The 21825-nt window shown below is 72.3% G+C and carries 20 protein-coding genes; 13 read left to right on the top strand and 7 right to left on the bottom strand.

Annotated features, from left to right (window positions below):
• Position 1 precedes the first annotated feature (1 nt).
• From ACWDY5_RS08915 to ACWDY5_RS08900, 4 genes are all read left to right on the top strand, one after another.
• Positions 2–373: a DUF742 domain-containing protein gene (locus tag ACWDY5_RS08915; RefSeq protein WP_449721687.1), complete on the top strand. Its 372-nt coding sequence runs from the start codon at positions 2–4 to the stop codon at positions 371–373.
• On the top strand, positions 354–983 hold the full coding sequence (locus ACWDY5_RS08910; RefSeq protein WP_252483897.1) for a GTP-binding protein: 630 nt from the start codon (positions 354–356) through the stop codon (positions 981–983). Before ACWDY5_RS08915 ends, ACWDY5_RS08910 begins: the two co-directional genes overlap by 20 nt.
• 302 nt (positions 984–1285) lie before the next feature.
• Positions 1286–2275, top strand: coding sequence for a tryptophan dimethylallyltransferase family protein (locus tag ACWDY5_RS08905; RefSeq protein ID WP_449721686.1), 990 nt, complete (start codon positions 1286–1288; stop codon positions 2273–2275).
• A gap of 21 nt (positions 2276–2296) precedes the next feature.
• On the top strand, positions 2297–3664 hold the full coding sequence (locus ACWDY5_RS08900; RefSeq protein WP_449721685.1) for a tryptophanase: 1368 nt from the start codon (positions 2297–2299) through the stop codon (positions 3662–3664).
• Here the strand turns inward: ACWDY5_RS08900 and ACWDY5_RS08895 are convergent.
• Complete coding sequence (locus ACWDY5_RS08895; RefSeq protein WP_449721684.1) at positions 3636–5285, bottom strand: DUF885 domain-containing protein; 1650 nt, start codon at positions 5283–5285, stop codon at positions 3636–3638. The two genes, ACWDY5_RS08900 and ACWDY5_RS08895, sit on opposite strands and share 29 nt — an antisense overlap.
• A gap of 308 nt (positions 5286–5593) precedes the next feature.
• On the opposite strand from ACWDY5_RS08895, the gene ACWDY5_RS08890 reads away from it, so the two are divergent.
• Together ACWDY5_RS08890 and ACWDY5_RS08885 are read left to right on the top strand one after the other, a co-directional pair.
• Positions 5594–5824 carry a hypothetical protein gene (locus ACWDY5_RS08890; protein WP_449721683.1) on the top strand — a complete coding sequence of 77 codons (231 nt, stop codon included), beginning with the start codon at positions 5594–5596 and terminating at the stop codon, positions 5822–5824.
• A 110-nt stretch (positions 5825–5934) separates the two neighbouring features.
• The gene (locus ACWDY5_RS08885) at positions 5935–6849 is read left to right on the top strand and encodes a hypothetical protein (RefSeq protein WP_449721682.1); all 915 of its coding nucleotides are present in this window, start codon (positions 5935–5937) and stop codon (positions 6847–6849) included.
• Positions 6850–6865: 16 nt separating this feature from the next.
• On the opposite strand, the gene ACWDY5_RS08880 is transcribed toward ACWDY5_RS08885, so the two are convergent.
• Together ACWDY5_RS08880 and ACWDY5_RS08875 are read right to left on the bottom strand one after the other, a co-directional pair.
• On the bottom strand, positions 6866–8332 hold the full coding sequence (locus ACWDY5_RS08880) for an SDR family NAD(P)-dependent oxidoreductase (RefSeq protein ID WP_449721681.1): 1467 nt from the start codon (positions 8330–8332) through the stop codon (positions 6866–6868).
• A 68-nt stretch (positions 8333–8400) separates the two neighbouring features.
• A complete protein-coding gene (locus ACWDY5_RS08875; protein ID WP_449721680.1) occupies positions 8401–9348 on the bottom strand; it encodes a M28 family metallopeptidase in 948 nt (315 codons plus the stop codon).
• 148 nt (positions 9349–9496) lie between these two features.
• Between ACWDY5_RS08875 and ACWDY5_RS08870 the strand changes: the two genes are divergently transcribed.
• The 3 genes from ACWDY5_RS08870 to ACWDY5_RS08860 all read left to right on the top strand — a co-directional run bounded on the left by ACWDY5_RS08870 (position 9497) and on the right by ACWDY5_RS08860 (position 12386).
• A complete protein-coding gene (locus ACWDY5_RS08870) occupies positions 9497–10453 on the top strand; it encodes a M28 family peptidase (RefSeq protein ID WP_449721679.1) in 957 nt (318 codons plus the stop codon).
• An 83-nt stretch (positions 10454–10536) separates the two neighbouring features.
• The gene (locus ACWDY5_RS08865; RefSeq protein WP_252483889.1) at positions 10537–11556 is read left to right on the top strand and encodes a helix-turn-helix transcriptional regulator; all 1020 of its coding nucleotides are present in this window, start codon (positions 10537–10539) and stop codon (positions 11554–11556) included.
• Positions 11553–12386 carry a hypothetical protein gene (locus ACWDY5_RS08860; RefSeq protein ID WP_449721678.1) on the top strand — a complete coding sequence of 278 codons (834 nt, stop codon included), beginning with the start codon at positions 11553–11555 and terminating at the stop codon, positions 12384–12386. Before ACWDY5_RS08865 ends, ACWDY5_RS08860 begins: the two co-directional genes overlap by 4 nt.
• Here the strand turns inward: ACWDY5_RS08860 and ACWDY5_RS08855 are convergent.
• Together ACWDY5_RS08855 and ACWDY5_RS08850 are read right to left on the bottom strand one after the other, a co-directional pair.
• Positions 12383–12700, bottom strand: coding sequence for a hypothetical protein (locus ACWDY5_RS08855; protein WP_449721677.1), 318 nt, complete (start codon positions 12698–12700; stop codon positions 12383–12385). The genes ACWDY5_RS08860 and ACWDY5_RS08855 overlap by 4 nt on opposite strands.
• 33 nt (positions 12701–12733) lie before the next feature.
• Positions 12734–13597 carry a GNAT family N-acetyltransferase gene (locus tag ACWDY5_RS08850; RefSeq protein WP_449721676.1) on the bottom strand — a complete coding sequence of 288 codons (864 nt, stop codon included), beginning with the start codon at positions 13595–13597 and terminating at the stop codon, positions 12734–12736.
• A 42-nt stretch (positions 13598–13639) separates the two neighbouring features.
• On the opposite strand from ACWDY5_RS08850, the gene ACWDY5_RS08845 reads away from it, so the two are divergent.
• From ACWDY5_RS08845 to ACWDY5_RS08835, 3 genes are read left to right on the top strand one after another with little or no spacing between them, the layout of a single operon-like run.
• Complete coding sequence (locus ACWDY5_RS08845) at positions 13640–15412, top strand: HSP90 family protein (RefSeq protein ID WP_449721675.1); 1773 nt, start codon at positions 13640–13642, stop codon at positions 15410–15412.
• Entirely contained in the window at positions 15409–18168 is a 2760-nt protein-coding gene (locus tag ACWDY5_RS08840; protein WP_449721674.1) for a hypothetical protein, read from the top strand. Before ACWDY5_RS08845 ends, ACWDY5_RS08840 begins: the two co-directional genes overlap by 4 nt.
• The gene (locus tag ACWDY5_RS08835; protein WP_449721673.1) at positions 18165–19259 is read left to right on the top strand and encodes a hypothetical protein; all 1095 of its coding nucleotides are present in this window, start codon (positions 18165–18167) and stop codon (positions 19257–19259) included. The genes ACWDY5_RS08840 and ACWDY5_RS08835 overlap by 4 nt, the downstream gene beginning before the upstream one ends.
• Here ACWDY5_RS08835 and ACWDY5_RS08830 read toward each other — a convergent pair.
• The gene (locus ACWDY5_RS08830) at positions 19249–20094 is read right to left on the bottom strand and encodes an AraC family transcriptional regulator (protein ID WP_449721672.1); all 846 of its coding nucleotides are present in this window, start codon (positions 20092–20094) and stop codon (positions 19249–19251) included. The genes ACWDY5_RS08835 and ACWDY5_RS08830 overlap by 11 nt on opposite strands.
• 19 nt (positions 20095–20113) lie before the next feature.
• Between ACWDY5_RS08830 and ACWDY5_RS08825 the strand changes: the two genes are divergently transcribed.
• Positions 20114–20587, top strand: coding sequence for a VOC family protein (locus ACWDY5_RS08825; RefSeq protein WP_449721671.1), 474 nt, complete (start codon positions 20114–20116; stop codon positions 20585–20587).
• A gap of 55 nt (positions 20588–20642) precedes the next feature.
• On the opposite strand, the gene ACWDY5_RS08820 is transcribed toward ACWDY5_RS08825, so the two are convergent.
• Positions 20643–21803, bottom strand: coding sequence for a hypothetical protein (locus ACWDY5_RS08820; protein WP_449721670.1), 1161 nt, complete (start codon positions 21801–21803; stop codon positions 20643–20645).
• Positions 21804–21825: the final 22 nt, after the last annotated feature.

Here is a 21825-nt window from a genome sequence, read left to right as displayed (position 1 = left end):
CATGCCCGCAGACGAGGAAGCGCACTGGTTCGACGAGGCGGCCGGTCCGCTGGTGCGGCCGTACGCGATGACCAGGGGCCGGACCAGGCCGGGCAACACCGAACTGGACCTGGCCACCCAGATCGTCAGCGTGCTGACCGACAACGACCTGCAGACCCTGACCCCGGAGCAGTTCTCCATCATCGACCTGTGCCGGCACCCCCTGTCGGTCGCCGAGGTCGCCGCCTATATCGATGTGCCGCTCATCGTGGTCAAGGTCCTGGTCAGCGACCTGATCGAACGCGGCGACGTGGTCACCCGGTACGCCGGGGCCTTGGAACGACCGAGTAGGAACCTATTGGAGGCGGTGCTCGATGGTGTCCGCAGGATCTGACCCGCAAGCCGAGCTGGTGATCCCCACCTCGGTGAAGGTGCTGGTCGCCGGCGGTTTCGGGGCGGGGAAGACCACGCTGGTCAGCTCGGTCAGCGAGATCCCCCCGCTGAGCACCGAGGAGCTGCTGACCGAGGCGGGCGAGGACGTCGACGACCTGGCCGGGGTCGAGGGCAAGACCACCACCACGGTCGCGCTGGACTTCGGCCGGATCAGCATCAACACCGAGATCGTGCTCTACCTCTTCGGCACGCCCGGCCAGAACCGGTTCTGGTTCATGTGGGACGAACTCGCCAATGGCGCGATTGGCGCGATTGTCCTTGTGGACACCCGCCGACTGGACAGCTCGTTTCCCTCGGTCGATTTCTTCGAGCGCCGGAAAATCCCGTTCGTGGTCGCGGTCAACTGTTTCGAGGGCGCGCACAGCTACGAGCCGGAGGAGATCCGCAAGGCGCTGGTGCTCAACCCCGACGTGCCGGTGCTCATGGTCGACGCGCGTCAGCGCGAGTCCAGCAAGGACGCGCTGGTGACCCTGGTCGAGCACGTGCTCGCCCGGTTGGCCGAGTCGGCGGGCGACGACGCGGAGCTGGTCAGTCCGGGCAACGGTGGGTAGTCGTGTGATCTCTGACCTGTGCACGAACGGCGGGCGCGCGGCGTCCGCCGGTCATGCCCGGTCGCACTGAGATGTGCGTTCCGTAACTTGCAGCTGGTTGTCATGGTCACCGGGAGAGCGGTGTCGTCGTGATCTCCGCTCGGCTAAGTTGATCAGCCGTCGGTGTCGTAACGACGATACGGAGTCAGATGGGCAAGGCAACGCTCTCGCTGGCTGACGACATTTCCGGACTAACCAGCGAGCTCTGCCGGGCGGTTGGTCTTTCCCATTCCACAAATGCGGCCGAAGAATATGCCGACCTCGTGCGGGAAATGCTCGGACCCGGTGGCGACCGGTCCATCGGGCAACCGCCCGCCTGGCCCTCCGACGTCGCCGACGACCACACCCCGGTCGAGTTCTCCCTCGCCGTCGACCGGGCCGGCCGCCCCGCGGTGCGCCTGCTGCTGGAAACCCTCGGCGAGGGCACGTCCATCGAAGCAAACGTTTGTGCAGCTCAGGAGCTGTTGCCCCGGCTGGCCCGGCGCTACGGCTTCTCCCTCGCCGCCTTCGAGGCGGTGGCCGAGCTGTTCCTGCCCGAGCACCCGCAGGGCCGCTTCGCCTGGTGGTGGTCGGTGGTGCTGCGCCCCGGCCTGCCGCCGGCGTTCAAGATCTACTTCAACCCGGAGGTCCGCGGCCGTGCCGTCGCGGGCGAACTGGTCGAGGCCGGGCTGGACCGGCTCGGCTTCGGCGGCGCCTACGCCAACCTCCGGCGGCGGCTGCGTCCCGGCGATGAGCTGGACCGCTACTCCTTCTTCTCCATCGACCTGCACACCCAGCCCGACCCCAGGGTCAAGGTCTACCTCTCCCACCACGACGGCGACCTGGCCCAGCTGCTGCGCGCGGCGGGCGCGGCCCGGCAGGTGGAGGAGGAGCAGATCCGCGAGTTCACCGCGATCGCCGGCGGCCACCGGGGCCGCTTCACCGGGCGGCCGCTGATCTCCAGCCTGAGCTTCCTGGCCGGGGACACCGACCGGGCCAGCGGGTTCTCCGTCTACCTCCCGGTGCGCGACTACGCCGCCGACGACGAGGTCGCGCTGGCCAGGGCGCACGCGCTGCTGGCCAAGCACGGCCTGGACCAGGCGCTGCTGGACCGGGCGCTGACCGTGCTGGCCCGCCGCCCGCTCAACGAGGGCGTCGGCCTCATCCCGCACCTGTCCCTGCGCACGGGCCGCCCGCACACCGGGCTCACCGTGTACCTCTCGGCCGAAAGCTACGCGGTCACCCCGCCGCGCCCGGAGTCCCTCGCATCCTGAGAAAGAGCGGAGCCACCCCGTATGCCGCTGATGGAGCCCTACCGGATCAAGGTCGTGGAGCCGATCCCGATCACCACGCCGGAGCAGCGCGAGGCCGCGCTGGTCGAGGCCGGGTACAACCAGTTCAACCTGCCCGCCGACGTGGTCACCATCGACCTGCTCAGCGACTCCGGCACCGGCGCGCTGTCCGCGGCCCAGCAGGCCGCCTCGGCGCTGGGCGATGAGTCCTATGCCGGGGCGCGCTCCTTCTTCCGGTTCAAGGAGGTGGTCGAGGAGCTGACCGGCTACCCGCACCTGTGGCCGGTGCACCAGGGCCGCGCCGCCGAGCGGATCCTGTTCACCGCGCTGCTCAAGCCGGGCCAGGTCAGCGTCAGCAACACGCACTTCGACACCACCAGGGCCAACGTGGAGCTGCTCGGCTGCACCGCGCTGGACCTGCCCGGCCCGGCGGCCAAGGACCTGGACGAGCCTGCCCCGTTCAAGGGCGACATCGACCTGGCAGCCCTGGAGCGGGTGCTCACCGACGGCACCCCGGTCGGCCTGGTGATCATGACCATCACCAACAACGGCGGCGGCGGGCAGCCGGTGTCTATGGCCAACCTCAAGGCCGCCGCGGCGCTGTGCCGCGCGCACGGGGTGCCCTACTTCCTGGACGCGGCCCGCTTCGCCGAGAACGCCTGGCTGGTCACCCAGCGGGAACCCGGCTACCAGCACCGCAGCCCGCGCGAGGTGGCGCGGGAGGCCTTCGCGCTGGCCGACGGGTGCGTGGCCAGCCTGAAGAAGGACGGCATCGTGCACATGGGCGGGCTGCTCGCGGTGCGTGACCCCGAGCTGGCCGGGCGCTGTGAGCTGCTGCTGATCGCCACCGAGGGCTTCCGCACCTACGGCGGCCTGGCCGGGCGGGACCTGGACATGCTGGCCCAGGGTCTGCGCGAGGTGACCGAACCGGACTACCTGCGCGCCCGCGCCGAGCAGTCCCGCCACCTCGGCGAGCTGGCGGTGGCCGGTGGGGTGTCCATCGTGCAGCCGGCCGGGATCCACGCCATCTACCTCAACGCCGGCCGCCTGCTCACCCACCTGCCCCCCAGCTCCTTCCCGGGGCACGCGCTGGCCCTGGAGCTGTACCGGCGCGGCGGCATCCGGGCCGCCGAGCTGGGCTCGCTCTACCTGGGCGAGTTCGACGAGCAGGACGAGCTGACCAAGGCCGCCCCGTATGAGCTGGTGCGGCTGGCCATCCCGCGCCGGGTCTACACCCAGAGCCACCTGGAGTACGTGGGCGAGATCCTGGCCGAGATCGCCAAGGACCCCGAGCGGGTGCCCGGCTACCGGCTCACGCACAACCCGCCGCTGCTGCGGCACTTCAACTGCCGGCTGGCCCCCCGGCCCTGAGCCAGTCGTCCACCACCCGGTCCAGCACGGTCAGCGGCAGCGGGCCGCCGCCGAGCACCAGGTCGTGGAAGCCGCGGATGTCGAAGCCCGCGCCCAGCTCCCGCTCGGCGCGGGCCCGCAGCCGCTGGAACTCCATCCGGCCGACCAGGTAGGACAGGGCCTGGCCAGGGGTCTCGATGTAGCGGTCGGTCTCGGAGGCGATCTCCACCTCGGTCATCGCGGTGTGCTCGCGCAGGAAGGCCACCACCCGGGCGCGCGGCCAGCCGAAGGCGTGCAGCCCGGTGTCCACCACCAGCCGCGCCGCGCGCATGGCCGTGTTGGCCAGCGCGCCCAGCCGCATCAGGTCGCCGGAGTACAGGCCCATCTCCTCGGCCAGGTGCTCGCAGTAGAGCGCCCAGCCCTCCATGTAGGCGTTCACCCAGGCCACCCGGCGCAGCGTGGGCAGGCCGGTCAGCTCGGCGGCCAGGCCCAGCTGGAAGTGGTGGCCGGGCACCGCCTCGTGGAAGGCGTTGGCCTCGGTCACGCAGCGGTCCCGCTCGGTGACCCGGTAGGTGTTGGCGTAGTAGATGCCCGGCCGGGAGCCGTCCAGCGGCGGCGGCAGGTAGGCGGCGGTGGAGGCGGTGGGCGCCTTGTCCGGCGGCGTCTCGCGCAGCTCGCAGCGGTGACCCGGCATCCGGCCGAACCAGCGCGGCGCGGCCGCCTCGGCCCGGTCCATGGCCGCCCGGGACAGCGTGAGCAGCTCGGCCCCGTCCCGCAGCTTCAGCGCCGGGTCGGTGCGCAGCCGCGCCCGCACCTCGGCCCCGGTGCGCACCCCGAACAGCGGCCCGCCCAGCCGCGCGAACTCCGCTTCCAGGTCCGCGAGCAGGCTCAGGCCCTCGGCGTGCAGCTCGGCCGGGGTGCGCTCGGTGGTGGTGTGCATGCGGGCCAGCGCGGTGTAGCTCGCCTCGCCGTCGGGCAGCCAGCACAGGCCCGGCTGTTCGTCGGGGCGGCCGGTGATCTCCTGGAGAATGGCCCGGTAGGCGGCGACCGCGGGGCGGACCTCGTCGGCCAGCAGTCGTTCTCGCCGGGCGGTGCGGTCGCCGGTCAGCGGCGCTTGGGCCAGCGGATCTTGGTCAGGGCGGGCGAGGTAGTTCTCGAGCAGCCCGGTGAGCGTGTGCAGGGAACGGGCCACCGGAGTACGGCCGGAGGCCACGCCCTCGTGGTGCCGGTCGGCGGCCTGGGCGAGGTAGGCCGGGAGTCCGGCGATCCGGGTCAGGAAGAACTCTTCTTGCTCGGCGGTCGCGGGCCGGGCCGAGGGCAGCCGGTTGAGCGCGACCACCGCGGGGGCGTGCATCAGGTCCAGCAGGGTGTGCTCGGCCAGCCGGGTGGCGGACCGGGTCCGGACCGCCTCGGCCTGCTGCACCAGGACGTCCCTGGTGACCGCGTCCGGCCCGGATACCGCCAGTTCCGTTGCGGCGGCGGCAAGATCGGCCGCCGCGGCCGCGGTCCGCGCCTGACCGGCGGCGGAGATCTGCGGGAGCAGTCCCTGGAAACCGGGCTGCCCGTCGAGTAGGTCGTTGAGCGGATCCTCTGTCGCCAGCACCTCGACCAACCGGTCGGCCAGCGCCCCCACCTCTGTCATTCCCCCAGTGTGCCCGTCTGTGGCCGGAGGACGGCGGCCCCTGGCCGTCCCCTGCGGGCCTCGGCGCCGCACTCGCGCCGAGACTGGTGTCAGTGCGTGCCTGAGTTGCCGGTGTCCAGGATCTCGTGCTTCTTCGGGTTCACTGAGTGACCTCCCCACTCTCTCCTCGTACCTCATTCGTGGGATCGGACTCACTCCCACGGGTGTTAGCCATACCCCATCACTGTCCCCCCGTGTCCGGCAAACCGGCGACTCTGTCACGCAGTCGGAACCTGCCTTGCCCGAAAGTCACCGGCCAGGTTTGGGGCATGGGGAGAAACCCGAACCAGACGCCGATCCCAGTCCAGCGCCGGCGCCCCGACACCGAACCCGGCGACGTCCGGCTGGTGATGGAGTGCCCGTACCGCTGCGGGGTCACGGTGCGCAGCCATGTGGCCGAGATCGTGGCGGACGTGATGGGGGTGCACGTGTACCTGTGGCACGAGTGGCAGTTCGCCGACCGCCATCACCGCCTGCCCACGGTCACCCCATTCACCTAGTGAACCCCGCCGCCGACCGGGTTGCGTTCACCGCCCCACCGGGTGGTTCCGCAGGTCAGCGGGCCGGGTCTGCCAGTACCTTCGCGCCAGGCACGGCGAACGGGGAAAGCATGAGCACCGGGACCACTGACGCCACCGCGCTCACCGTCGAGCTCCGGCGGGACGAGCACATCGACCTCAAGCTGGTTCGCGAGATGTTCACCGAGCTCGGTGAGCCGGAGCCGGAGCTCGAAGAGGAGGACCGCGGCCTGCTGGGCGCGGTGGTGGCCCGGCGGGGCGAGACCCTGCTGGGCTGGGCCGAGCTGTTCTGGCCGGAGCTGCCGGAGACCGACGCCGGGTTGCAGTGGGTGCTCCTCGAGCGCGAGGCCCGGCGGGTCGCCGGCGCGGTCGGCGAGGGCTCGGCGGCCGAGGTCGAGGTGCTGGCGGTGCTGGTGCGGGCGGCGGTGGAGCTGGCGCGTGAGGCCGGGTGCACCGGGGTGCGCTGGTGTGACACCGAGGGGCGGCTGGACCGGCTGGCCGCGGCGGCGGTGGACGCGGTGACCGCGGCTGAGCTGGGGCGGGTGTGGCGGCTGGAGCTCGCCGGGTGGCAGCCGCCCGGCGGGCTGCCGGAGGTCGTGGTGCGGGAGCTGCCCGTGGAGCCGACCGAGGCCGAGCTGACCGAGTACGTGCCGCTGTGCGCGGGCGTGCTGGGCGGGGAGTGGACCGTCGACGACGTGGCCGACGCGGTCGGCGCCGACCTGGCCGGATACCTGACCGTGGACCTGCGGGACGTCGACGGCAAGCCCAAGGCCTTCGCCACCGCGGTGCTGGTGGACGACGAGACGGCCGAGGTCGAGCTGGTCGTGCACCGGGACACCACCTCGGCCGAGCTGCTGGTGCTGCTGGTCGCGGTGATCGAGCAGGCGCGGCTGGAGGTCGCCACGCTGGTGGTGCGCGAGCTGGAGGACCCGGTGCTGGCCGAGGCGCTGGCCGGGGCCGGGCTGGTGGTGGCCGACGAGTGGCTCGCTTACCGGCTGCCCTGCTGACACATCGGGCGCGCGGTTACCAGGCCGCTGGCGCGTAGTCCTTCAGGAAGCAGCCGTACAGGTCCTCGCCCGCCTCGCCGCGCACGATCGGGTCGTACACCCTGGCCGCGCCGTCGACCAGGTCGAGCGGGGCGTGGAAGCCCTCCTCGGCCAGGCGCATCTTGGTCGGGTGCGGGCGCTCGTCGGTGATCCAGCCGGTGTCCACCGCGGTCATCAGGATGCCGTCGGTGGTCAGCATCTCCTCCGCGCTGGTGCGGGTGAGCATGTTCAGCGCGGCCTTGGCCATGTTCGTGTGCGGGTGGCCGGGGCCCTTGTACTTGCGGCTGAACTGGCCCTCCATCGCGGAGACGTTCACCACGTACTTGCGCCGCGCCGTCGCCGAGGCCATCGCCGGGCGCAGCCTGCTGATCAGGATGAACGGCGCGGTCTGGTTGCACAGCTGGACTTCCAGCATCTCCAGCGCGTCCACCTCGTGCACCCGCTGGGTCCAGCTGTTCACGTCCTGGAGGTCGGGTACCAGGCCACCGGCGTCGATGGCGATGTCCGCGGCCACCCGGTCCATCGAGGCCGAACCGGCGGTCAGCGCCAGCGCGGTCAGGTTGTGCGCCTGCACGCTGGCCTCGGCCAGTGACCCGGCCAGCGCCTTGGGGTGGGCGTCGCTGGTGTGGCCGAAGGTGATCAGCTCGGGCAGCGGGCCGGGGGGCAGCGGCGCGGACTCGGCGGACTCCAGCAGCGCGTAGGAGCCAGGGGAGCGGCGCACGGTCTGCGCGGCGTTGTTGATCAGGATGTCGAGCGGGCCCTGCTCGGCGACCGAGTCGGCCAGCGCGACCACCTGGGCCGGGTCGCGCAGGTCGATGCCGACCACGCGCAGCCGGTGCAGCCAGTCGCCGCTGTCCTCCATCGCGGCGAAGCGGCGCACCGCGTCGTTGGGGAAGCGGGTGGTGATGGTGGTGTGCGCGCCGTCGCGGAGCAGCCGCAGCGCGATGTACATGCCGATCTTGGCGCGGCCGCCGGTGAGCAGCGCGCGCCGCCCGGTCAGGTCGGTGCGCGCGTCCCGGCGGGAGCGGTTCAGCGCCGCGCACGGCGGGCACAGCTGGTGGTAGAAGGCGTCCACCACGTGGTAGCGCTGTTTGCAGTGGTAGCAGGCCCGGGAGCGGATCAGCGTGCCCGCGGTGGCGCCGGCGGCGTTGGACACCAGCGGGATGCCGCGGGTCTCGTCGTCGATCCGCTCCGGCGAGCCGGTGGCGGTGGCTGCGGTCACCGCGCGGTCGGCCTCGGCCACCGCCTGCCGCTTGGCCTGGCGACGGCGCTTGCGCACGTCCTTGAAGATCGCGGCGGTGGCCCTGCGCACGGCCACCGCGTCCGGGTGCTCGGTCGGCAGCTGTTCGACCTCGGCCAGCACCTGGAGGCAGATCGCCATCCGGTCCGGGTCGATCCCCGGGCCGCCGGTCTGCTCGATCTCCTCGTCGACACTCGCCGTCATCGCCGCTCAATCCGTTCCGCTGCTGGTCTGCCGGTTGACCACTGTACGTGGCAGCGGCGGCGGGCGGGTCAGGTGGCGAGGGTCCACACCGCGTGCGCGACCGCGTCGGTGTTGCGGTCCAGCGCGGTGGCGTCGATGTTGCGGGCGGTGTCGCAGGCCCGGTGGTAGCAGGGGTCGTACGGCGCGCCCGCGGTGCCGCCCCACTTGCGGGCCTGGGCGGCGGTCTTGCGGCCCTCGGCGCCGGTGAACGGGCCGCCGACCGGGATCTGGTATCGGGTGAAGGAGGCGTGGTCGCCGCGCCCGCCCATGTCCAGGTCCTCCACCGGCACGCCGATGCGGGCGTAGTACTCCTTGAGCGCGCGTTCCAGCGCCACCGAGCCCGCCGGGTAGCGGTCGCCGTCGAGCACGAAGTAGGCGGTGTTCACCGAGCCGATCATGTCCACGTTGAGGTAGGCCTTGATCTTGGCCCGTTCGGCGGCTGGCAGGGTGTTCACGTAGTGCGCGGAGCCGATCATCCACAGCTCCTCCGCGCCCCACCAGGCGAACCGCAGGTGCCGCTTGGTGGCCGGCTTCTCCCTGGCCACGGCCAGCGCGACCTCCAGGATGGCGGCCGAGCCGGAGCCGTTGTCGTTGACGCCGGGGGCGGTGGTGACGCTGTCCAGGTGCGCGCCGGTGAGCAGCACGTCGTTCTCGTCGCCGCCCGGCCAGTCCGCGATGAGGTTCCAGCCGGTGGCACCGCGGTAGCTGAAGGGTTGCAGGGTGGTGCGGAAGCCTGCACTGTCCACAATGGACTTCACGTGGTCGATGGAGGCGCGGTAGCCGGGGCGGCCGTGCGCGCGGTTGCCGCCGTTGGCCGCGGCGATGGCGTCGAAGCGGGCGAGGTGGCGCTGCACGGCGGCGACCGGGATGTCGGGGGCCGCGGCGGCGGGGGCTGGGTTGGCGGGGGCCGGGTCGGCGGTGGCGGTGGCGGGGGTCAGCAGTGCGGTGGCCAGCACTGCGGCGAGAAGCGTTCGCATAGCGGGAAGTCTGTTGCGGCGCAACGCCTCGGGGTCCGCCGCGACGTAATTGCGCCAGTGCCGCACCGCATCTGCGCCAGCCCGCCCGTGCGCCGCATCCGGCGACCTAGCGTGCGGCGGTAGATTCCCGGACCCAAGGAGCGTGCTCATGCCCGTGACAAGGACGGCCTCGCGAGCCCTCACCGCGCTGACAACCGTTGCCCTGCTGGGACTTCCGCTGGCCCCCTCGGCGAGCGCGGAGTCCAGTCTCGGCCATATCCGCACCACCAGCATAGTCAACTCGCCGATATATGCCGCGCCGCCGGATATTCCGGCCGAGAATGTGATGGCGCACATGCGGGAGTTCCAGGCGATCGCCGATCGCAACGGCGGCACCAGGGCGCACGGCAGGCCCGGCTACAAGGCCTCGGTGGACTTCGTCAAGGCCAAGCTGGACGCCGCCGGGTTCCGCACCACCCTGCAGTCCTTCACCCACAACGGCGCCACCGGCTGGAACCTCACCGCCGACTGGACCAGCGGCGACGCCAACCAGGTGGTGTTCCTGGGCGCGCACCTGGACTCGGTGACCGCGGGGCCGGGCATGAACGACAACGCCTCCGGCTCGGCCGCGGCGCTGGAGACCGCGCTGGCGGTGTCCAGGGCGAAGCTGGTCACCCAGAAGAAGCTGCGGTTCGGCTGGTGGGGCGCGGAGGAGCTGGGCCTGATCGGCTCCCGCTACTACGTCAACTCACTGCCGGCCGCCGAGCGCACGAAGATCAAGAGCTACCTCAACTTCGACATGGTCGGCGCCCGCAACACCACCACCTGGGGCGTCTACAACGACAACGCGGCCATCGCGCAGATGTTCCAGGCCTACTTCCGCGGCAAGGGCATCCCGACCCGCTCGATGAACATCGGCGGCCGCTCCGACCACGCCAGCTTCTCCCGCGTCGGCATCCCGGTCGGCGGCATCGGCAGCGGCAGCGATCCCTGCTACCACCAGCGCTGCGACACCATCACCAACGTCGCCGCCAACGTCATGGGCGTGGCCACCAACGCCGCCGCCCACGGCGCGTGGACGCTGGCCGGGGCGACCTTCGCCGCTGGGGAACCCGCCGCCGCGTAGGTGGGTGACCCTCCGGGCGGCGGGTAGTGGCCCGCCGCCCGGGGCGGTAGATGTCGAGGTACCCCTGCCTCGGAGTGTGTGGCATGTTGGAGGTGCTCGGCCTCACCGCCGACCAACAGCGCGTCTACGAGATCGTGCTGACCCGCCCGTCCTGGACCACCGGCGAGCTGGCCGCCGCGGCCCGCCTCGACCCCGACCGCACCGCCGCCCTGCTCGGCCTGCTCGACCAGGCCGGGCTGGTGGTCGGCGCGGACGGGCGGTGGGCCCGGGTGCCGCCGGACTCGGCGATCGAGTCCTACATCGTCTCCCACCACCAGCGTCTGCACCGGGTGCGCGCGCTCATCCCGGCGCTGATGACCCTCTACGACCGGGCCAGTGGCGACTCGGAGAGCCACGGGCCGGTGGAGCTGCTGCGCGGGCACGCCGCGATCGGGCGGCGCTGGGCCGGGTTGCAGCGCGCGGCCCGGTTCGAGGTGTGCCAGTTCGAGCGGCCGCCCTACGTGGCGGGCGCGGCCAACGAGGAGGCGCGCAGCGCGCTGGCCGCGGGCGTGGTCTACCGGACCGTCTACGACGCGTCCTATGTGGACTGTGCGCATGTGCTGGACGCCTTGCACCGCAGGCGGTCCCGGGGTGAGCGGATCCGGGTGCTGCCGGGGCTGCCGACGAAGCTGGGGCTGGTGGACCGGCGGTGGGCGATCCTGCCGGTGGCCATCGGGCAGGAGACCGACAGCGCGCTGCTGGTCTCGGCCTCGGCGCTGCTGACCGGGTTGCGCTCGCTGTTCGAGCACAGCTGGCAGCGCGCGGCCCCGCTGCCCGGCCAGCACGCCACCCCCGGCATCGACTGGCGGGTGCTGGAACTGCTCGCCGCCGGGCTCACCGACAAGACCATCGCGCTGCGCCTGGGCGTCAGCCTGCGCACCGCGCAGCGACACGTCCGGGCGCTGATGGACACCCTCGGCGCCACCAGCCGGTTCCAGGCCGGGCTGCGCGCGGCCGCTTTGGGACTGCTGGACCGCGGCATGCTCGACCGCGGGCAACGGAACCGGGTAGTCTCCGATCCGGTTCCGCCGCGCCACCCCTCCGTCCCCCAGGAGCGAGCATGACCCGCGGGAACGTCCTGCGCAGCGCCACCACCACCCTGTTCGTCCTGACCGCCATGGTACTGGGCGCCCTGCCCGCCTCCGCCGACGTCGGCCCGTGGAAGACCCTGGGCTCCGACCACGCCCGGCCGCTGGACGAGAGCCAGGGCCTGGCCACGATCATCCGCAACGGCAACGGATCCATCCGCTACACCGGCATCGGCACCATCCCCCTGGACGTGCGCACCAGGGGCTGGGACCACATCGGCGACCCCGGCTCCCGGCAGGGCGTCTACGTGGAGCCGTACCAGAGCAGCACCTTGCGCGCCAAGATGTTCCGGGTGGAGACCGCCGACGGCAGGCGCGCGGAGTACGTGCACCAGCTGGAGTCCTGGGAAGCCGTCAACAACTCCTTCGCCGCCGTCTCCCCCGACGCCAGGTGGCTGGTGTCGGGGGAGTGGGGGGACATGAACCGCTTCCTGGTCTTCCCCAACCCCGGGGTGGCCGTGACGGATCCGGGGAAGAACCTGCCGTACGCCTTCGCGATCCGGCTGGACCGCACGGTGACCAACATCCAGGGCTGCGAGTTCACCTCGGCCACCCAGCTGCTCTGCGCCTCCGACGGACCGGGCAAGCAGCTGCTCCAGGTCGACCTGGACGCCGCGCTGGGCGGTGCGGACGTCCGGGGGGTGGTCCGGGAGCTGGGCCGGCTGCCGTTGCAGAGCGGGTGTTCCGGGAACTTCGAGGTCGAGGGCGTGGACTACGACTTCCGGGACGGCACGCTGCGGGTGGTCGTGCTCTCGCCGAGCATCTGCATCGCCTTCGACAGCAAGACCTGGCGCTTCCGGCGCTAGTCCCGGCGCAGTCTCGGGTAATAGGACAGGTGGTCCGCGTCCTCCCTGGCGCGGAGCTCGGCCACCGAAGGCATGGTCGGCATCGGCGCGTACCGCGGCACCCGGCTGCGGTGCGCGCCGATCCGGGGGCCGATCGGCGCGCGGCGCTGCGGGGTGAACCGCTCCGCGGCCTGTCTGGCCTTGGCGAGCAGGTCTCTGGGCTGGGGCAGGGGTTTGGGCTCGGCCAGGCCGGGCGCGCTCCACCGCCACAGGATGGCGATCCCGACCAGCGCGGGCAGCATGACGAGGATTCCGGCGATCGACGCGGTGCTCATGTTCCGGCCAACGGCCGCCAGTCGGGGAATGGTTCAGCGCGCCCGGGTGAAGACCACCGTTCGGCCGATCGGCGTCATCCCCAGCCCGGCGTAGAGCCGCGCCGGCATCGGGTAGGCCGCGTCACCGCGGGGCAGCACGGTGACGGTGTCCGCGCCCAGCCCTCGCATCCGCGCCAGCACCGCCAGGCACACCGCCCTGCCCAGCCCGCGCCCCCGGAACTCCGGCGCGGTGCCCACCGGCTCGAACACCCCGGCCCGGCCGCGCGAGTCCAGCCAGCCCAGGCAGTAGGCGGCGGGTGTGCCGTCCGGGGCGTGCGCCACCAGGTCCAGCTCCCGCCGGTACAGCCAGGCCTTGGTCACGTTGGTGTAGCCGGCCAGGGTCACCCGCGAGGGGTGCCAGGCGGCCCGGTGCAGCTCCGTCCTGGCCGCCAGGTCGGTGGCCTCCCGGATGGTGAAACCCCGCGGCAGCACCACTTCGGGTGCCTCGGCCAGTCCGCCGACCATCCGCCGGAAGAACGGACCGTCCGAAGTGGACTCGACATAGCCGTTGGCGCGCAAGCCTTCCACCAGGTGGCGTTCCCGGTCCAGCACCAGCACCGAGAGCGCCTCGGTGGCCACCGGCTCCGCCCAGGCCAGCACCTCGCCGACCAGCTCCGCCCAGTCTGGCCGCACCTGGAGGTAGAGCGTGCCCGGCAGGTCCACCCAGCCCCAGGCCAGCACCGTGGATCCTTGCCGCCACAACCGGGTCGGCCAGTCCGGCTCGCGGCCCAGGTGCTGCAACCGCGCCCAGGCCAGCTCGCCGGGATGCCAGCGGCTGCCCGGCGTCCACACCGCGTCGGCCAGCTCCTGCATGCCGCGCAGCCCGTGCTCGTATTTCCCGGACCTGGTGGCGCTCACCGCTTTAGGATGGCCCCACCGCACTTGGGGGGACGAACTATTTTGGACCGCACCTTCCAGGTCGACCTGCGTGGCGTGGTCGACCTGCTCAGCCATCACCTCTACGCCAGCCCACGGGTCTACCTGCGCGAGCTGCTGCAGAACGCGGTGGACGCGGTGACCGCCCGCCGCGCCACCGATCCGGACGCGCCTGCCGGGATCACCATCGACAGCACCGGCAGCACGCTCACCGTCACCGACACCGGCATCGGGCTCACCGAGGAGCAGGTGCACGAGCTGCTGGCCACCATCGGCCGCAGCTCCAAGCGGGACGAGCTGGGCTTCGCCAGGCACGAGTTCCTCGGCCAGTTCGGCATCGGCCTGCTCTCGGCGTTCCTGGTCGCCGACGAGGTCACCGTGACCACCCGCTCGGCCACCGGCGCGCCCGCGGTGGAGTGGGTCGGCCGCGCCGACGGCACCTACCGGTTCGGCCCCGCCGAGCGCGCCGAACCCGGCACCACGGTCACCCTGTCCGCCCGGCCCGGCGCGGAGTCCTGGCTGGCCGGGCCCACCGTGGTCGAGCTGGCCGCCCGCTACGGCTCGATGCTGCCCTTCCCGGTCACCGCGCTCGGGCAGCGGGTCGCCGGTGACGGACCGCCGTGGCGGCAGGACCGGCGGCCGGCGGGGGAGCGGCTGGCCGACCTGGTCGGCTACGCCCAGGACACCCTCGGCTTCACCCCGTTCGACGTGGTCGAGCTGGACGTGCCGCAGGCCGGGCTCACCGGCGTGGCCTACGTGCTGCCGTTCCAGGCCAACCCGGCCGAACGCGCCGGGCACCGGGTCTACCTCAAGCGGATGCTGCTCACCGAGAGCGCTGACGGCCTGCTGCCCGGCTGGGCCTTCTTCGCCCGCTGCGTCATCGACGCCGCCGAGCTGCGGCCCACCGCCAGCCGCGAGGCCCTCTACGACGACAGCCTCCTGGAAGAGACCCGCGAGGCGCTCGGCGCGCAGCTGCGCGGCTGGCTGGTCGGCCTGGCCGCCACCGACCCGGCCCGGCTGGCCCGCTTCCTCGGCATCCACCACCTCGGCGTGAAAGCCCTCGCCCTGCACGACGACGACATGCTCGCCCTGGTCGACGAGTGGCTGCCCCTGGAGACCAACATGGGGCGGATGACCCTGGGCGAGTTCCGCGCCCGGCACGGCCGCATCCGCTACACCACCACCGCCGAGGACTTCCGCCAGCTCGCCGCGGTCGCCTCCGCCCAGGGCCTGGCCGTGGTCAACGGCGGCTACACCTACGACACCGAGATCATCGGCAGGCTGCCCGCGCTGGAGGCTGACCTGGTGGTGCAGCGCCTGGAACCCAGTGACGTGATGACCCGGCTGTCCCCGGTCGACCCGGCCGAGGAGCTGGCGCTGCGCCCGTTCCTGACCACCGCGCAACGGGCGCTGGACCGGCTCGGCTGCGAGGTGGTGCTGCGCGCCTTCGACCCACCGACGCTGTCCGTGCTCTACCTGCTCGACCGGGACGCCGCCTTCCAGAGCGAGCTGAAGGCCACCAGGGCCAAGGCCGACCAGCTGTGGGCCGGGGTGCTCGCCGCGTTCGAGAAACCCGCCGAGGACCGGCCGCAGCTGGTGCTCAACCACCGCAACCCGCTGGTGCGCCGGGTCTGCGCGCTCACCGACCCGGCCATGGTCGCCCTCGCCGTCGAAGCGCTCTACGGCCAGGCCCTGCTGCTGGGCTACCACCCCATCCGGCCCGCCGACGCGGCACTGCTCAACCGCTCGTTCCTCGGCCTGCTCGACTCGGCCGTGCCCAAGGAGGACACCCCGTGAGCCCCGAGGAGCTGGAAGCCAAGCTGTTCGCCAGCCGGGACCTGCCCTACGGACCGGCCCGCACCGCCGCGGTGGAGGACGTCATCCGGCACGCCGACGCGCTCGGCCTGGCCGACCTCCAGTACACCGCGCGGATCTTCAGCCTGGAGGCCTACCGCTACGGCGCGGAACCGGCGAAGACCTTCGTGCCCTTCGCCTGGTGCCTGGCCGCCTACGACCGCGGCGAGGGTGACCGGCGGCTGGACCACCACCTGTTCTGGAACTTCAAGGGCATCGTCAGCAGCCTCGCCGACTTCCCCGAGGTCCCCCTCGACCAGACCACCGCGGTGCTCGACGACATGGAGCGCCGCTACCGGCAGGCCGGGCACGGAATGAACCCGGTGCACCAGTACCGCGAGTTCCTGGCCAGGCACGTCGGCGACCGGGGCACCGCGGCCGAGCAGTTCCGGCTGTGGCAGGCCAGTCCGCGCGGGGAGCTCTCCGACTGCGCGGGCTGCGAACCCAACGCCAAGATCAACCACCTGGTGTGGCTGGGCCAGGACGAGGAAGCGGTCGCGCTCGCGCTGCCGGTGCTCAGCGGCCAGCTCAGCTGCCGCGAGCAGCCGCACGGCATCCGCACCGACCTGCTGCTGCCGTACCTGCGCACCGGCAGGCTCACCGAGGCCGCCGAGGCGCACCGCAGCGCCTACCGGGCGGTGCGGCACGACCGCGCCGAGCTGGTCCTCATCGCCGAGCACCTCATCTTCTGCGCCCGCACCGGCAACCACCCGCGCGGCCTGGAACTCCTCGAACGCCACCTCGGCTGGCTGGACGAGCCCAGCACCCCGGCCGCCGCGATGCACTTCGCCGCGGCCGCCGCGCTGGTGCTCACCAGGGTCATCGAGGCCGGTCACCCGGACACCCCGGTCCGCCGCCCGGCCCACCGCGACCGGGCCGCCGTGGACTGGCCGGCCGCCGCCCTGCGCGACGAGCTCGCCGATCAGGCCCTGGAGCTGGCCGCCCGGTTCGACGCCCGCAACGGCACTTCCGAGCAGGGCGACCAGATCCGCGCCGTCCTGGTCGCCGAACCGCTGGTGGAGCACCTGCCGCTGTCCGGACCGGCCCGCGCCGCCGCCCGGCTCGCGGTCGCCGCACCGCCACCGGTCACCTTCCCGGAGACGCCGGAAGAGCTGGCCGACGCCGCTGAGAAGGCCGCCGAGCTCCGCGACCACGACCGCCTGGCCGCGCTGTGGGCCCGCTTCGACGAGGTCTGCCCGCAACCGCCGCCGGTGCTGCGCGCCAAGCGGCTCGGCGCGAGGGCCGGGGACCTGTTCGAGGACGATCCGGCCGCCGCCGAACGCGCGCTGCGTGAGGCCGCGGCGATCTTCGCCGAGCACGGCGAGCCGGTGCTGGCCGCCACCGCCCGCAGCCGGGCCGCCCTGGCCTGCTGCTACGACCACCGGGCCGAGCAGGGCCTGCCCGAACTGAACGCCGTGGCCGGGGAACTGGCCGCGCTCGGGGCCGAAGGCCCGCTGCTGCGCGCCCGCTGCCGGATCGTGGACGCGCTCCGGCGCACCGGCGACATCGAGGGCGCGGCCCGGCTCGGGCGGGAGCTGGCCGAAGCCACCGACGGCCACCCGGACCGGCGACTGGCCGCAGACTGCTGGATGGCCCTGATCCAGGTGTGGCTCGACCAGGAGGAGCCGGACCACGAGGCCGCTGTCAGGCCCCTGCTGCGCGCGGCGGAGATCCTGGCCGAGCTACCGCCGACCTCGCTGCTGCACCACACCCAGCTGGTCGCCGCGCACGCCTGCTCCGTGCTCGACGACATCGACACCGCCTACCCGCTCTACGCCGCGGCCGCCGCCGCCGAGGACCCGCAGATCCGGGTGCTCGCCCAGCACCACGCCGGCCGATCCGCACACCACCTGGACCGAGCCGAGGAGGCGTTCGGGCACCTCACCGCCGCGCTCACCGACGCACTGCGGTTCGAGACGGAGCTGGACCTGCTGGAGATCAAGCTCGACCTGGCCGCCGCCGCACTGGCCACCGACCGCCCCGACCAGGCCGCCGACCTCGCCGAGGAGGTGCTCGCCGAGGCCGCCGAGCCCGACCAGCTCGGCCGCGGGCGGTTCCTGCTCAGCCACGCCCACCGCGCGCTCGGTCAGCCCGACGCCGCGCTGACCGTGCTGGACGAGCTCGCCGCCCAGTGCGCCGAGCAGGACAACCGGTACGGCCTGGCCCAGATGCACGGCATCGCCGCCGGCATCCTGGACGAGCTCGACCGCGACGCCGAGGCCGCCCGCCGCCACCAGGCCGCCGCCGAGGCCCTGGCAGGACTCGGGGAACCGTTGCGGGAGCTGGAACACCGTCGCCTGGCCGCGCTGTCCTGGCACTGGGCCAGGGAGAACGTCCACGCCCGCACCGCCCTCGCCGAGGCCGACACCCTCGCCGCCGCCCTGGGCGAGGAACCGCACGAGGTCTTCCAGCGCGCGCTGCTGGACCACGACGCGGCCCGCATCCTCACCCTCGCGCAGGACAAGAATCCCGCGCTGGCCAGGGCGAGCGCCGCCGCCGAGGGCTTCCACCGGCTGCCAGGGGCCGAAGGACCGGCGCTGACCGCGGACGTCTTCCGCGGCCGGCTGCTGGTGGAGCTGGGCCGCGGCGCGGAAGCCGAACCGCTGCTCACCGCCGCACTGGACCGCCTCGAACCGGACGCGCCGCAACGGGAACACGTCGAGGAACTGCTGGCCCAGATCAGGGAAGGTGGCCGATGAGCCCCGAGCAGCTGGAAGCCGAGCTGCGCGCCGCCGACGAGCTGCCCTTCGGCCCGGCCCGCATCGCCGCGGTGGAACAGGTGGTGCGGCAGGCCGACGCGCTCGGCCGGGACGACCTGCGCTACGCCGCCCGGATCCTGAGCCTGGAGACCTACCGCTACGGCGGCGAACCCGCGAAGTCCTTCGTGCCCTTCGCCTGGTGCCTGGCCGCCTACGACCGCGGCGAGGGCGACCCGGACCTGGATCTCGACCTGCTCTGGGACTTCAAGGGGATCGTGGCCAGCCTCGCCGACTTCCCCGAGGTCCCGCTCGGCCAGACCAGGGCCGTGCTCGACGACATGGAGCGCCGCTACCGGCAGGCCGGGCACGGCATGAACCCGGTGCACCAGTACCGGGAACTGCTCGCCCGCCACCTCGGCGACCGGGACACCGCGGCCGAGCAGTTCCGGCTCTGGCAGGCCAGCCCGCGCGGCGAGCTCTCCGACTGCGACGGCTGCGAACCCAACGGCAAGATCAACCACCTGGTCTGGCTCGGCCGCGACGAACAGGCCCTGGCCACCGCGCGGCCCGTGCTCAGCGGGCAGCTCAACTGCTACGAGCAGCCGCAGAGCATCCGCACCAACCTGCTGCTGCCCTACCTGCGCACCGGCAGGCTCACCGAGGCCGCCGACGCGCACCGCGGCGCCTACCCGGCCCTGCGCCACGACCGCGCCAAACTCGGCCTGGTCGCCGAGCACCTGGTCTTCTGCGCGGTCACCGGCAACCATCAGCGCGGCCTGGAGATCCTGACCAGGCACCTCGGCTGGCTGGACGAACCCTGCACCCCGGCCGCGGCCATGCGCTTCGTGGCGGCCGGCGCGCTGGTGCTCACCAGAGCGCCGGAGACCGCCGTCCGCCGCCCCGCCTACCGCGACCGGGACGCCGTGGACTGGCCCTCGGCCGCGCTCCGCGACGAACTGACCGAGCAGGCACTGGAACTGGCCGCCCGCTTCGACGCCCGCAACGGCACCTCGGAGCAGGGCGACCAGATCCGCGCCACCCTGACCGCCGAACCGCTGGTGGACGAGCTGCCGCTGCGGCTCACGCGCTGACCGGGGCCTGCCGCGCCTGGCAGGCCGCCGCGTAGGCGAGGGGGGTCAGCCCGATCGCCTGGGTGAAGTCGCGGATGAAATGCGACTGGTCGAAGTAGCCCAGCTCCACGGCGACCTCGGTCCAGGTGCCCGAGGTGCCCTCGGCCAGCCGCGCCGCCGCCTCGTGCAGCCGGTAGCGGCGCAGCACCCACTTCGGGCTCACCCCGACATGCCGGTGGAACAGCCGTTGCAGCGAGCGCGGGTTGATGCCGAAGCGCTCGCACACGTCCGCGACCCTGGTGATCTCCCGGTCGTGCAGCAGCGCCCGCACGATCCGCCCCACCCGCGCCGTCTCCGGATCCGGCCCCGGCCAGTGCGCGCGCAGATACCGCTCGGCCACCGCCACCAGCGCGTCCAGGTCGGGGGCCGCGCCCAGCTCGGCGGCCATCGCCGCCGCGTCCGCGCCCCACAGCGCCGACAGCGGTCGCACCTGATCGGTCAGCTCCGCCACCGGCGCGCCCAGGAACGGCAGGAACCCGCCCGGCCGGAACTTCACCCCGAACACCTGGCCCGCACCCTCGTAGGTGTAGCTGAACCGCGCGCTGCCCACCCCGCTCACCGCCAGCTGCCCCCGGTCGAAGACCAGGTTCACGCACGGGTGCGGCAGCAACGTCACCGAGGCCCTGCGTCCCGGCGGCAACGCCCACGACACCAGCCAATGCCGCTCCACCAACGGCGACAAATCAGGCGAGACCGGCACCCGCTCCAGCGTGAAGTCGATGTCGCGCACCCCCAGCACGCCGTACTCGCTGGTGGTGGCGAGCTGTCGCGTTTGTCCAAGCCGGTCGGTGGGCACGGTCGCCAGGATGCCTCACATGACCGACAACACCACCGCCACCGGCCCCGCCCCGGCCGGCTACCACCGCCTCAACGTCTTCTTCGCCGCCCCCGACTGCGCCAAGGCCATCGACTTCTACCAGCAGGCCCTGGGCGCGGAGGTGGTCAAGCGGATGGACACCCCCGACGGCCAGGTCATGCACGCCGAGCTCCGCCTGGGCGAGAGCATGTTCCAGCTCAGCGAACCCATGCCGGAGTACGGCATCCTGCCCAGCCCGGCCGAGGGCAACGCGTTCACCATGACTTTCTGGACCGCTGATGTGGACGAGGTTTTCGCGAAAGCCGTAGAATTGGGGGCCACCCCGATCAACCCGGTCGCGGATTCCTTCTCCGGGGACCGCATGGGTGTTTTCCGCTGCCCGGCCGGAGTTCGCTGGTGCATCGCCCGGCACGACCGGGACGTGCCCGATGAGGAGATCGCCGCCGCCGCGCTGGAATGGACGAAGGGCTGATCGACCCGGGGGTGGTGCCGCGAGCGTCACCACCCACGGGAGATCCTGGCCCGGGTCAGCGCAGCGCGTCGATCCGCATGGTCGCCGCGACCAGATCATTGGCCAGTGCGTGTTCCTTCAAGTCGGACACGGTCAGCTGGTCGATCTCCAGTTGCCTGGCCAATCCGTCCAGCCCTCGTTGGAGCTCCTCGAGCTGGTCCAGTCGCGTTTGGAGCAGCCACAGCCCGCGCTCCAGCCCAGCCAGCCTGCGTACGGCTAGTTTGTCGCACCACAGCTGCATGAAGCGGCCCTTGGTGTGCTGGAACCGTCCGATGCGGGTCGGCGAGAGTGGACCCGGATCGAACACGTCCTCCGGCAGGGTGGCTCGCCACACGCCGTTGGGGAGCTGTGACAACACGTCGACCGGCAGTCCTTGCCGGTCCAGCCAGGACGCCAGAACATCCTCCGGATCCCGCGCTGGTTCGCTGTCGAACAGGTTGCGCACCTCGGGCAGCGAGTCGCACAGCCGGGTCAGCAGTTCATCCGGCCCACCGGAGAGCTGGCTGAACGCCAGCAGCGAGGTGCCGCCCCGTTGACTGACGGTCTCAATCAGGTGCACCGGCAGGTAGGTCTGCCACGCCCGTTGCAGTCGCAGGTTCCGCAGTGTCCGCGGCATGTTGTGCAGGTCCCGGTCCGGACGGTTCTCCAGGACCTGCAACGCGGTCGCGTTGAAGGTCGTAGGCCCGCTGAGCACTCCCGTCAGCACCCGGAAGTACTTGACCTCCTTATGGTCCGCGAATATCTCGGGCGGAGACAGGGTGCGGATCTCTTTGGCGTGGTGTGCACGGGTGAGTGGGGAGAGGGTCAAGCCGTCGAAGAGGAGGTTCTGCCGGGTCTCCTTCACCACGTAACGGATCGCGGCCCGTTGAGATCGGCTGCCGAGTTCGGTGAGCCGGTAATGCCCACCTGTCTCCTCGACGTGCCCGATGGTCCGCAGGAACTGCAGCACCCGCCGCACCAGCGGCGGCTCGATGCGGAAGAAGGCAGACAGTCCGTCAACCGTGGTGATCCCCGCCTCGCTGATCGCACGTTCCAAATACTGGTCGAAGACCTGGTACTGCTCGCATTCCTCGACATCAGCGAGGATCTCCGCTTCCCACAGCGGGAAGAACATCGACAGGCACCGGATGGGCTGGATGCCCGGTATCGCCAGGCACTGCTCCAATGCTCGTCCCATCGAGTGCAGTTTCCGTGTCGGG

It is taken from the genome of Crossiella sp. NPDC003009, from assembly GCF_053591555.1.
This window is presented reverse-complemented; position numbering and strand designations above follow the sequence as displayed.

Excerpts from the sequence above, each read along its gene's own strand:
- ACWDY5_RS08855 (WP_449721677.1), bottom strand. The coding sequence starts at position 12,700 with ATGAGCACCGCGTCGATCGCCGGAATCCTCGTCATGCTGCCCGCGCTG.
- ACWDY5_RS08900 (WP_449721685.1), top strand. The coding sequence starts at position 2,297 with ATGCCGCTGATGGAGCCCTACCGGATCAAGGTCGTGGAGCCGATCCCG.
- ACWDY5_RS08885 (WP_449721682.1), top strand. The coding sequence starts at position 5,935 with ATGAGCACCGGGACCACTGACGCCACCGCGCTCACCGTCGAGCTCCGG.
- ACWDY5_RS08880 (WP_449721681.1), bottom strand. The coding sequence starts at position 8,332 with ATGACGGCGAGTGTCGACGAGGAGATCGAGCAGACCGGCGGCCCGGGG.
- ACWDY5_RS08825 (WP_449721671.1), top strand. The coding sequence starts at position 20,114 with ATGACCGACAACACCACCGCCACCGGCCCCGCCCCGGCCGGCTACCAC.
- ACWDY5_RS08820 (WP_449721670.1), bottom strand. The coding sequence starts at position 21,803 with ATGGGACGAGCATTGGAGCAGTGCCTGGCGATACCGGGCATCCAGCCC.
- ACWDY5_RS08865 (WP_252483889.1), top strand. The coding sequence starts at position 10,537 with ATGTTGGAGGTGCTCGGCCTCACCGCCGACCAACAGCGCGTCTACGAG.
- ACWDY5_RS08890 (WP_449721683.1), top strand. The coding sequence starts at position 5,594 with ATGGGGAGAAACCCGAACCAGACGCCGATCCCAGTCCAGCGCCGGCGC.
- ACWDY5_RS08870 (WP_449721679.1), top strand. The coding sequence starts at position 9,497 with ATGCCCGTGACAAGGACGGCCTCGCGAGCCCTCACCGCGCTGACAACC.
- ACWDY5_RS08835 (WP_449721673.1), top strand. The coding sequence starts at position 18,165 with ATGAGCCCCGAGCAGCTGGAAGCCGAGCTGCGCGCCGCCGACGAGCTG.
- ACWDY5_RS08860 (WP_449721678.1), top strand. The coding sequence starts at position 11,553 with ATGACCCGCGGGAACGTCCTGCGCAGCGCCACCACCACCCTGTTCGTC.
- ACWDY5_RS08895 (WP_449721684.1), bottom strand. The coding sequence starts at position 5,285 with ATGACAGAGGTGGGGGCGCTGGCCGACCGGTTGGTCGAGGTGCTGGCG.
- ACWDY5_RS08915 (WP_449721687.1), top strand. The coding sequence starts at position 2 with ATGCCCGCAGACGAGGAAGCGCACTGGTTCGACGAGGCGGCCGGTCCG.
- ACWDY5_RS08910 (WP_252483897.1), top strand. The coding sequence starts at position 354 with ATGGTGTCCGCAGGATCTGACCCGCAAGCCGAGCTGGTGATCCCCACC.
- ACWDY5_RS08875 (WP_449721680.1), bottom strand. The coding sequence starts at position 9,348 with ATGCGAACGCTTCTCGCCGCAGTGCTGGCCACCGCACTGCTGACCCCC.